The sequence below is a fragment of the Collinsella aerofaciens genome, assembly GCF_040926185.1.
Taxonomy (GTDB): Bacteria; Actinomycetota; Coriobacteriia; order Coriobacteriales; family Coriobacteriaceae; genus Collinsella; species Collinsella aerofaciens_BC.
Genome location: NZ_JBCOIQ010000011.1, coordinates 45635 through 56286, shown reverse-complemented (window position 1 = coordinate 56286; position 10652 = coordinate 45635). Strand labels below are relative to the sequence as shown.

8 protein-coding genes and 1 pseudogene are annotated in these 10652 nt (G+C 54.2%); 6 read left to right on the top strand and 3 right to left on the bottom strand.

The window, feature by feature from the left end; all coding sequences use genetic code 11:
• The first annotated feature begins 192 nt into the window (after positions 1 to 192).
• The 5 genes and pseudogenes from AB5750_RS06220 (at position 193) to AB5750_RS06200 (ending at position 6796) form a co-directional block, all read left to right on the top strand.
• Complete coding sequence (locus tag AB5750_RS06220) at positions 193 to 1098, top strand: hypothetical protein (RefSeq protein WP_368145860.1); 906 nt, start codon at positions 193 to 195, stop codon at positions 1096 to 1098.
• The gene (locus AB5750_RS06215; protein ID WP_368145861.1) at positions 1095 to 2939 is read left to right on the top strand and encodes a serine/threonine protein kinase; all 1845 of its coding nucleotides are present in this window, start codon (positions 1095 to 1097) and stop codon (positions 2937 to 2939) included. The genes AB5750_RS06220 and AB5750_RS06215 overlap by 4 nt, the downstream gene beginning before the upstream one ends.
• A gap of 3 nt (positions 2940 to 2942) precedes the next feature.
• Positions 2943 to 3881: an FHA domain-containing protein gene (locus tag AB5750_RS06210; RefSeq protein ID WP_368145862.1), complete on the top strand. Its 939-nt coding sequence runs from the start codon at positions 2943 to 2945 to the stop codon at positions 3879 to 3881.
• 321 nt (positions 3882 to 4202) lie between these two features.
• Positions 4203 to 4472 (top strand): annotated as a pseudogene (locus tag AB5750_RS06205) (methyltransferase); the annotation flags it as partial.
• Positions 4473 to 5167: 695 nt separating this feature from the next.
• Positions 5168 to 6796, top strand: a complete 1629-nt coding sequence (locus tag AB5750_RS06200) for an ATP-binding cassette domain-containing protein (protein WP_117564924.1) — start codon at positions 5168 to 5170, stop codon at positions 6794 to 6796.
• Positions 6797 to 7682: 886 nt separating this feature from the next.
• On the opposite strand, the gene AB5750_RS06195 is transcribed toward AB5750_RS06200, so the two are convergent.
• The 3 genes from AB5750_RS06195 to AB5750_RS06185 all read right to left on the bottom strand — a co-directional run bounded on the left by AB5750_RS06195 (position 7683) and on the right by AB5750_RS06185 (position 9624).
• Positions 7683 to 7862, bottom strand: coding sequence for a hypothetical protein (locus tag AB5750_RS06195; RefSeq protein WP_147324165.1), 180 nt, complete (start codon positions 7860 to 7862; stop codon positions 7683 to 7685).
• Positions 7863 to 7892: 30 nt separating this feature from the next.
• Positions 7893 to 8096, bottom strand: a complete 204-nt coding sequence (locus tag AB5750_RS06190; RefSeq protein WP_124785779.1) for a hypothetical protein — start codon at positions 8094 to 8096, stop codon at positions 7893 to 7895.
• Positions 8097 to 8265: 169 nt separating this feature from the next.
• Positions 8266 to 9624: a radical SAM/SPASM domain-containing protein gene (locus AB5750_RS06185; RefSeq protein WP_082421808.1), complete on the bottom strand. Its 1359-nt coding sequence runs from the start codon at positions 9622 to 9624 to the stop codon at positions 8266 to 8268.
• A 516-nt stretch (positions 9625 to 10140) separates the two neighbouring features.
• On the opposite strand from AB5750_RS06185, the gene AB5750_RS06180 reads away from it, so the two are divergent.
• The gene (locus AB5750_RS06180; RefSeq protein ID WP_368145863.1) at positions 10141 to 10614 is read left to right on the top strand and encodes an FHA domain-containing protein; all 474 of its coding nucleotides are present in this window, start codon (positions 10141 to 10143) and stop codon (positions 10612 to 10614) included.
• Positions 10615 to 10652 lie beyond the last annotated feature (38 nt).

Here is a 10652-nt window from a genome sequence, read left to right as displayed (position 1 = left end):
ACGGTGGCCATTATTCGGTGACCGGGATTGGTCAAAATAGTTTGACTATTAGCGGCTAAAATCGCCCGGCGCTAACAGCATCCTTAATTTGCCCATTCGTTGCGCAACCTTTTGGGTTCGCTGATACACTCAAATATGGATTTGAATGAATGCGCCGCTTCTGAGCGGCGTGTTTTTGTTGGAGGAGAACACATGCGGCCCGGTGGCACTCAGACAAAGCGCGGCGCCGCGGTGCGCATGCGACGCCGACTGGGCTTGGCGCCGCGGGCGTACGCACTGCTATCGTGCTCGCTGGTGCTGGTCATAGCTGGCGTTTCGGCCTATGGCATGACCGTGCCGTCCATGATGCAGGCGCATGCCGCACGCGAACCGCGCGTGGGGCATGAGGTCAAAAGTGATCTGGGCACCACGACTGGATATGCTTGGGCAAGCGTGGTCGCGCATATTGTGTTTGGCACCGACGATGCGGACGGTGCCGAGGCCCCGGACAACGAAGTCACGCTTGCCAACGGCAAAACCATCGTGCTCACCAACACCAAGATCATCGATCGGTTGTCCAACAATAGCGTGGCGGCAACGGTGAATAAGGTCGAGCAGCAAAAGGAACAGGACGCCCAGCAGTCCGGAAAGCCCGGTAGCTCGGATACTTCTGGCTCCGGCTCGGATTCGTCGAGTTCGGGCGGCGGCTCTGGGTCGGGTTCCTCTACCGGAGGGTCTGGAAACGGCGGCTTGACGGGCGGCAACACTGACAGCGATGCAAACTCCGGTGGCCTTTCCGCTGCTGAGGAAGAGAGCATTCACAGTTGGCTTGTGACCAAGTACAACATGCTCGACGGCTATGTTTCTCGTGCCAATGACGTGGTCTCGACCTATAACTCTACGGGAGATCCCAGGCCGTGCGACAGCCTGGTCGGGGAGATGTTCGTCATTCGAGCCGAGTTCGGTCGTCAGACATTCTCGCCCCGGTCAAAGTGGTATCAGCAGTATGCCAATCTGTGGGGCTGTTATACCAACCTATGTCAATGGGTCGGCCATTACGGCGATGATGACGTCGCGCTCGGTAACTTCAACAATAACGTGGCGGCGCTTGCCCTATGATGACCGATCTTGCATCCACCACACCACAATCGCTCGGTCGCGATCCCATGGTCGGCCTGCGCCTGGCGCGTGTCGACGGGTTTGAGCCGGCCATTGCGCTCGGTCAGGACGAACTGCCTGCCTATCTGCGTCGTTTTACGATACTGTTTGCCGACGATGCCACCATGCGCCGTGGCGGTATCGGCCGCGTGACGCGTGCTGTCAACGCCCAAGGCGAGGACGTAGCACTCAAACAGCTCATCTTGCCGACGCGCGATGAGTTTGACGACGATGCCGCCCATGAGTCGCTGGTCGCCAAGTTCAAAGCGGCATTTCGCGAGGAATATGAATGCCATCGCGCCCTTTCGGGCCTTAAGGGCTTTCCCCGCCTCTATGGCTGGGGCGAGGTTGACGGTGTGCCTGCAATTGTCATGGAATGGGTCGAGGGCGAGACGCTCGCCCGCTTGCGCTCGCGACTCGCCGTGGACGATGCCGGACGCCTATCGCCGCTTGTGGCGGCGCGTCTGGGTCGCGACCTGTTCGATCTGCTCTGCCGTATGAGCCTGGTGGGCGAGGGCTTTGTCCATCGCGATATCTCGCCCGCTAATATTATGGTGCGTACGGCGCGCCTGCCGCTTGACCGACAGCTTGCCGAGGGCGCCTTTGACCTGTGCCTGATCGACTTTGGCTCGTCGCTGGCGCTTGAGCCTGCGTCGGCCGTGGCCGGTACCGGCGGCAAGGCGTCGTTTACGGAGCGTTATGCCACGCTGCGTCGCGCGACGGTTGCCTATGCCCCGCCCGAGATGCTCACCGACGATATTCCCGACCTGCGCGCTTTACGTATGTCGCCGGCGATTGACGTCTATGCCGCGGCAAGCACGGTTTACGAGCTCATTGCCGGCGTCGCGCCATACGAAGCCGCGCCGAGCACTTCGGGCGCCTCGGGTTCGCGCAAAAAGACGCGCGACATCGCGAGCCCCTACCGTCTCAAGATGGACACGCGGCCCGACTATCCCATTGGTGCCCATGCGCCCGGTTGTGATTTGACTCAGCTGCTTCGTCGTGAGCCCGATGTGGCGCTCGCTGCGGCCGAGCAGGCCCAGCAGCTAGGGCTTGAGCCGGATTCCGAAGAGCTACGCGATGCGCTGGCGTTTGTCGATGCCCAGCTGTTCGACGTGGTGATGGCCTGTCTGTCCAGCCATCAAAAAGATCGTCCCGAGCCGGCAGCGGTCGAGGCGGCGCTCTCGGCGTTTTGTGACCACTATGCGCAAAATGTCGGTCGTTCGCTCCGCTGCGAGCCGCTCACGCCGTGCCCCATGGATGCGTCTGGCCGCGCGGTTCGTCGCGCGGCGATGATCGGTGCGGCGGTCGTTTGCAGCGTGGTTTGGGCTGTGGTCGTGGTTTCGGCCGCGCTGCTGGCGTCGGGCGCTCGCGTGACGGCGACTTTGGGATCGCTCGTGTGGTCTGGGTCGCTACCGGGTATTATTGCCGCACTGGCGTTGGCGCTGCCAGGCATAGCCGGCGTTGCCGCGGGGGCACTTGCGCGCGATCGGCGCTCGGGGTTCCTGCAGGGTGTGCTTGCGCTTTCTGCCTGCGAGGTTCCGGTGCTGGTTGTGGCTGCATGTAGCGTATTTTCCCAACGCGCCGTGACGGGCGGCCTTGTTGCCGCTCTGGTTGCAACCTATACGCTTACGTGGTTTTTGCTTGCGATGGGCTTTGCCTTTGAACTTCCCGTTTCGGCACCGCGACGCACAAAAGCCCAGATGGCGACTCCGCTTGCCGGTGGAGCCGCAGCTGCCCGTACTTTTGGCGGACCTGTCGAAGTATCGTCCGATTCTATTTCTACGACCAAGGAGGCCTAGGTCATGGCATCTCAAGTTGAGCTCACCCCATGCGGGGCCATGTTTGACATCTTTAAGCGCGCGGCGCATCTGAGCCATATCGAGCTGTGCGGCTTGGTGCTTTCGTCCCGTCCGCTCGCCGACGGCCGCAGCCCGCAGAGCCGAGCCGCCGATCGCTCTTGGGTTTCCCGCTTTATCGTTCGCGCGCCGGTCGGCACGCTTCAGCAGCGCTACTTTGCCGAATACGGTACCTCGGCTGCGCGTATTATGTCGCAACTGGCCCTGCGCCAGCGCAATCCCATGGACTCCACGGCTGTGATCAATATGGTGTGCGGTTCTGCAGGTGAACCGATGGTACGCGCGCTCGAAGAGTGCCACCAGGACACGAATCTCTATCGCAACGCGCTCGATCGCCTGTCCCAGGCGGCGGAACTCATGCCCGCCGAGCGCGCCGAGACCGTGCTGGTGCTGTTTGTCGCCGTCGGTTGTTCGGCGGATGTGCGGTCCTCGGTGAACTATGCCATCGACTACGCGCACGCGACCTGTGGCGGAGGCACCTCCACGCCGCGTTCGCTTGGCATGTCGCTGACCGCGGGCGAACGCGAACCCGCCCCGGCGCACCCCTTGGGCTTGCTGCGCGTGCAAAACAGTTTTGTCGTGAGCGCCCCGCGCTGGATTCAGCCGAGCGAGCAGGGTGTTGAGATTGGCGCGCTGGCCACTGGTGAGGGCGATATTACCGACGTCGGCGATGATGTCTCGGCCCGCCATGCCCATATCTGGTGCGATGCTCAAAATATCTGGCACGTCGAGGACTTGTCGTCCACCAACGGAACCGTGGTGGTAAACGGGGCCACGCGCGTCTGCATTCAGGTCGAGCCCGGCCGTTCCGCCCAACTCAATCCCGGCGACGAGCTCAAGCTCGGCGAATCCACTACCTACGCCATCCTCTTCGGTGCTCTCTAGCCGGTAGATAGGGGCGTTCCTTTTCTGCCGGCTGGGGACACTCCTTGGCGCGCCAGAGCCGGTCGCCTGGGGATGGAGGGGCCATTTTGGCCCTTGGCGGTCAGTCGGGGCGAAACTAGAAGATCTTTCCGATTCGCGGCTGTTCATGCTTGTAGAGCATCTAAAACAATAGGATGTTATTCTGGAATATGCCGGGTGCGTGAACTTGCCTGTCTTAGCCTTAATAAGGTATAGGGGAGTTTGGCTCAGGGGTTCCGTCTTGTTCTTCAGCGCAGTATTGTGGGACAGATTTGCTGAGATTGGCGCCTTACACCGCAGAGCGCACGGAAGGCTCTCGATTTGTGTTCTGGCCCCAGAATACAGGGCCTGATACTTACCAACTGTGGCATGGATGTAACATCTGTAGAAATCAACCCTTTTGTTGTCGACCTTTGTAAGAAAAACACTGCCATCAACTCTTTGGATGACGAAACTAGGGTGCTTGAGGGGAGCCTTTACTCCCCTCTGAGAGATGACTCATGTTTTTCGCTTGTCGTTGTGAATCCTCCGTTGCTGCCGATTCCGGATGAGATTCCTTATCCCTTCGTTTGAGATGGAGGACAATCGGGTCTGGATAAAACACTTCGTATTCTTAAGGGTGGCGATACGCATTTAGAGAAAAACGGTAAATACTGCTAATAGGGGTGACGACGATGGTGCAGGGGCGACCCGCGATGCTCTCATCAATACGTCGGATACTTGGGAAATCAGGTCTAGATGCATGTATGATGATGCTGTGTGGCTATTCAATTAATCCGCGTTCCGAATGGGTGCAGGGTATAGCTGCGACATCGTATGCTTTTGACCCGGCGCGATACTCAGATATTTCTGAGGCGGTTGACGAAGTTTATACGCACTATGCCGCGCAAGGCGTTTCGGAAGTTTGCACATCTACGTTACGGGCTTAGGTTTCTTCAAGCGAGCAGGCCGGTTGCGTTATTTCGAGCGATTTTTCTAGTCTAGACGACAAAAGGCAAAGGATTTGATGGGTATAAAACGCGGACGTTTGTGGGCGGATGCTCAAATCTATTGTGGCAATCGGGCGGTTGAAAAAGATATTTCAACCGCCCGATTGCCAGGTTCGTCGGAGGAGATGTCCGATTCCGACTCTCTTGTAGGAAGAGCTTGAGATCGTATTGGCCCAAGGCAATCTTAAAGCAGTCTCATTGGCAAATCTTCGCTCCTGTTGTGTTGAGGTGTAAGGTATCAGTGATTGATGTTTTGTGGCGGGTAGATTGGGGCCTTCCTTGATTCGATGCGTTCTCTCGAGGTTCATCAGAGCAAAAGGGGCTTTCGTCTTCATTGCTATCACGGTGATTGGAACCGCTCTCTCCTATGCCATGCCATACGTGAACGGGAAATTCTTAGATTTTCTTCTCGGTAACCGCAGCGAAAGAGACGCCGTACTCTTCGCGCTCCTGGTTGCGTCAATAGGAGTTTTCTCCACCCTCTTTACTTATTTTGCAGGAACACTTTCCATTCGCATAACCACGAGACTTTCCTTTGATCTTCTCAGGGAGGCCGTCTTGCGTTTTGAAAGAGACGATTACTTGGTGAGTCGGACCATCGATCCAGCCTATACAACGCAACGGATTATTTCCGACTCCAGCGTGGTCTCATCCTTCGTTTTGGCGAATTTTATCAGTGCGCCGCTGTCCATTGTAGCCATTCCCATCGTATTGCTTATCATATGGTCAATTGATTCAACTCTCGCGGTGTTTTCCATCATTCTCCTCATCGTGTATTTCTGTGTAATTACTGGGTTGAGGAAACTTTTGTATAGGGTCACGTATGAGAAGAAAGAGGCGGACAGCGCCTTTTACGCCGCAATTGCATCGCAGCTTAATCAGATTCTCAACATTCAACTGACATCTTCGTACGGCAAGAGCGAACAAGCGCTCGACGCTGGGTTTAAGAGCTATTTTCCCAAAGTTTTGCGCTCCGGAAAGCTGTCATATTCTCTGACATCGCTCGATGGTCTTTTCGCAGCGTTGTTCCAAGCGGTGATACTTGTTGTTTCCGGAGTACGAATCATTAACGGAACTATGTCAATAGGCGAGTACACTATCATCGGTACATACTTCGCGGTTCTCTTTAAGACTTTGAAAAGTATGATGTCATTGTTCAAATCCTATCAAGATGCCAAAGCATCATGGGATAGGACGGCTATCGCGACGAGAGAAAAGGAGAGATCGGGGTGGAATCGGACCGATTTAGCTAAACTCGATGAAATAAATGACATTTCGGTATCTGATTTGGAATTCTCGGTTGCCCTTCCAGACGGATCTGTCCGAGAGGTCCTCGGCGGGTTTTCTTTCAAGTTTTCCGGTCCTGGTACATATTGCATAGTTGGGGAAAACGGAAGAGGCAAGACGTCACTTCTTTACTTGATGCTCGGGCTATACTCATCGAAAGGCAAAGTAAAATACAACGGCGTGCCAATCGAAGAATGCGACTTGGATTACATACGTGCGAGAGAGATATCGTGCTGCCCACAGTCGTGCTTCGCGCCGGACGAAACGGTGAAAGAGCTGTTAGAGTATTTCGACACGCCCTTTTCTTCCTATCACCGGGGTGTAGATGGCCTACTTTCGCTGGAAAACAGCGTGAAGGAGTTGCTCGGGAAACGTTGCTCCGCGCTTTCGGGCGGTGAGCTGCGCCGAGTGTACTTATGGTCGGCGATTTCACGCAAGTCGTCAGTTTTGGTACTCGACGAGCCCACGACTGGGTTAGACGCTGTAAGCCGCGCCGAGCTTGCGGCCTATGTTAAGCGCAACAAGCAAAGCCAGCTGATCATCGTTGTCTCTCACGATGACGAGATGGTCGGCGCGGTAGAAGGGGTAGTGGATTTAGGCAGCATGTACCAGGGTAAATGATGACAAGTGTAGTGCTACCCAACTGGCAGAGATAACAAAAAGGCGATGCAGATGCACGTAGCATTCAGGCGGTTCGGACTCGGTGCCTTCACGCCATCGCAACGCTTTCAGATATAGTTCTCGTTCTCTTACTAAAGGAAACTTTAGTCTACGTCATCTTGTCGAGACAGAGGTGAAGCGAAGTGTTGTCGCGACGTATCTTATTCCAGGTGGCTCAGTATCAGCGTGAGAATCGCACCAAAGTGTACTTACGATTCTCGTGTCCCACGGACAACATGAGCTGAGCATTGAGGTTCCACCCTTTGCTGCAACTACACGGGGTTGGACGGCAATGAATATGCCGGGCCGCATACCACGCGCAGCGGGGGTCCATGTCCCAGTATGTTGCCTACAGCAGCCTCGATGTCCACGCACACATCATCTCTGCCTTCGCGTTCAATCCATTTGCCGGAGAGTGCGAGGGTTGCCAGGCCGTAGAATTCGAGCCGAACAAATGAAATGCGGTATCAGCGCATAGGATTAAACTGACGATTGCTTTGCACTGAGAATACGCTTGGAAAGCCGCTATGGGTGGCGGCCCGGGTTAAATAGAGAAGCCCGTCCGATCACTTTCATGTGGCGAACGGTCGGGCTTCTTATTCCACTTGCCAATGCTCGGCTCATATTGGAAGAAAGCTACGCTAATGTTTGCGTGACACTCCTATTTTCTCCGAAGAAAGAGTCGGATAATGAAGAATAGAATTAAAAAAGGTGCCAGATATAACGCAAATATAAAGGCTAATCCAACGAGACCTTGCAATAATGGCATAACTCCTCCCAGACACGAGATTTTGGTATTTGTTTCCATCTTATTCTGAATTGGACCAAATAGTTCCTAGCCACAAAACTACTCGTCAACTGGATCGCACCAATCTGCTGGCAAAACACAGCTTGATTCTTTATCGACATAGCACCAATCCGCAACAGGGCACTCGGCGATGTCGTAAAAATTGCATATATCAACTCCAAGACAACAAGGCTCAACGGGAGGATGTTCATTTGAACCAACAGGATGGATATGCTTCATAACAGCTCCTCACCTTAATCCAATTAGAGACTACGTTTGATCAATGCCACAGTGATCTACAACGCAGATGCTGCCGCCATCCATGTCATAGTCGCAGTAATCGTATGCACCACAGCCATCTGCTTTATCATAAACAGTACAGATGTCAGTAATGCCCAAGAGGCAGTCAAAAGACATCGGCTTCACGCCTGCCTCGTCGCCACTTCCTGGATTAATCGGATGAATATGCTTCACGACTACCTCCCTTTGAGTGCAGAAAAACCTCAATATTGTGTATAACAAACCAAGATGTCTAGTTCACCATATTTCTAGAATGGTTTCGGCGAACGTAGCAATAAGCTTCGCAGACGGTAATCAGAAGAACGAACACCTCCACAATGGTGACAGCAATGCGCTGAACCGCTTATTCCGATACAGTAGCTTCTCGTTGATTTTTCTCCTGCGAAGATGAGTGGCGGGAAATAAGGTCAAAAGCCATCTCGTAGCACATTTTTCTATATTCACATGATGCAGGGTGTAGACTCTTGGGCAAGTAGCCGTGCTCGTCTGCAGCCTCCCAGCTACAGCCCCCACCACAGAAAGACCGAGCCCAACAGTCCGTACAGTCAATTCTTTTTTCGACACCCTGACTCCAGTTTTCAATATACCTAGTTTCGTCAATTCCGGTGACGATGTTGCCCATTTTGAATCGCATCATCCCGACAAACCTGTGACAGGGGTATACGTCCCCTTCGGGAGTCACGGAAATAAAACGCCTGCCAGCCCCGCATCCGACAAAGGCGATCCTGTTGCTCATAATCAAATCAACTGCAGTTTTCAATGTTCTAAACAAGGGCTTTTCCCCTTGATCAATCTGTTTGAGATATTGATCCGCCAAATCTATTAGGCCCGCCCTGATTTTGTTTAATGAGTGTTCGTCGAGTTTGATATTCTCATCGAATGAGCTCACGGGCGAGAAGTAAATCCTTCTGAAGCCCATCTCTTTAAACTGAAGATAGTCTTCAACAAGGTTACAGTTATTATTTGTTAAGGTCGCTCTTGCGCCGAAGGGGAACGACTCGGAAAAACGACGAACGTTTTTGTCGATATCGGAGAAAGAGCCGCCTCCCGTCTTGTACGGGCGCGATGCATCGTGCTTGCATCCTGTACCATCGAGACTAATCAGAACAGAAAACCCGTGCTCCTTGAAAGAATTCACAGCAGTGTCATTCAAAAGCGTTCCGTTGGTCGTAATAGAATAGGTAAAGTTTCTATTGGGGTATATTCTTTTTGAATAGTCGACCGTTTTCCATATCAGCGGCTCGTTAATCATGGGTTCCCCACCAAAAAAGACGATCGCAAGCGTTTCGTTTTCCGATGAACTTGCGACGAGGTAGTCGACCGCCTTGAAGGCTATCTCGTCTGTCATCAGCAGAGGAGACGTTCCATAATCTCCTTTACCGGCAAAACAGTAACTACAACCAAGGTTGCATGCATGTGAAACGTGGAGTTCGATGGATCTAAGTTTTCGAGGCGTGTCTTTTGTTAAGAAAGTCCGCTCAGACAATCGTTGATACTCATCAATGTCGTCTTCAAGTTCTGCTATGGTCGTTTGGTCGTAGCCTTTCGCAGCAAGTGACTTTGTTAGCAACTTCGAGTTGACCGTTCTTCCCGATGCTTCAAATATGCGAAGCGCATCTTCTGATGCTTGGTCAACCTGAAAGCAATTGCGAGTGACCTCATCGAAGCAGTAACGACGATCACTTACTGAGAAAAAATGCATACGTTCCTCAATTTCATGCTGGACTGGCACTAACCTTGTTTATTGTTGCGCAGCTATAAAAAACCACCAGCGGGGATTCGGTGTGCGGCCCAATCGGACTCCCAAAAGGTTCTATTTGAGACTGGCAAGCTTTGTGTTGTTGGCACTTCGACAGCGCTCTTTATTCCAACATGGAGCCTCGCAGTTTGATTCGACTTGCCTCTGGAAGGTCCGATCTTAACTTGATTTAGGATGAAAACAGATTACAGGCGCGCTCCTCTAGAAAGAAAGGAAACCAATCGCCGCCTTTCACCAGGAAAGTTTTTATAGCCCACCTCGAGCAAAATGAAAGATGCGAGAGCGATTGGGGAACAACGCGAATCTCCCCTTTTGGGTGGGAGCGAGCCTTCAGCCACCGGCGAACGACTCGCCCTGGTCAGAATCTGGAAGTGGTGCCGGGCCGCTTGGGCCTCCCCGGTGACTTCGTGGGGCTTACCTGCCTGACGTCGAGGAGTACATCCGCAAGATTCGTTCCCTATGCCGTTTGCTCTCACGCCCGCCTTAGTTCCAAGTCGGGCGAGCCGCCGCGCTCATGCGACCCGTGGCGGCGACACGTCGACGCCGCGCTCGCTGAGCACATCTTCGGTCGCGGGCGAGCACGAGGTCGCGCCGGCGCATCCGCTGGGACTGCTGTGCGTGCAAAACGGCTACGTGGTGAGCGTCCCGCGCTGGATTCAGCCGAGTGAGGAAGGCGTTGAGATCGGCGCGCTGGCAACGGGGGAGGGCGGCATCACCGACGACGTCTCGGCCCGCCATGCCCATATCTGGTGCGACGAGTCTGGCGCATGGTTTGTCGAGGACCTGTCGTCCACTAACGGCACCGTGGTGGTAAACGGGGCCACGCGCGTGTGTATTCAAGTAGAGCCCGGCCGCTCCGCCCAGCTCAACCCCGGCGACGAGCTCAAACTCGGCGAATCCACCACCTACGCCATCCTGCTCGGCGCCCTCTAGCCGGCAGTTAGGGACGTTCCTTTCCTGCCGGTACTTGG

Coding starts and splice junctions, on each gene's coding strand:
- AB5750_RS06215 (WP_368145861.1), top strand. CDS start 1,095: ATGATGACCGATCTTGCATCCACCACACCACAATCGCTCGGTCGCGAT.
- AB5750_RS06220 (WP_368145860.1), top strand. CDS start 193: ATGCGGCCCGGTGGCACTCAGACAAAGCGCGGCGCCGCGGTGCGCATG.
- AB5750_RS06195 (WP_147324165.1), bottom strand. CDS start 7,862: ATGAAGCATATCCATCCTGTTGGTTCAAATGAACATCCTCCCGTTGAG.
- AB5750_RS06210 (WP_368145862.1), top strand. CDS start 2,943: ATGGCATCTCAAGTTGAGCTCACCCCATGCGGGGCCATGTTTGACATC.
- AB5750_RS06185 (WP_082421808.1), bottom strand. CDS start 9,624: ATGCATTTTTTCTCAGTAAGTGATCGTCGTTACTGCTTCGATGAGGTC.
- AB5750_RS06180 (WP_368145863.1), top strand. CDS start 10,141: ATGCCGTTTGCTCTCACGCCCGCCTTAGTTCCAAGTCGGGCGAGCCGC.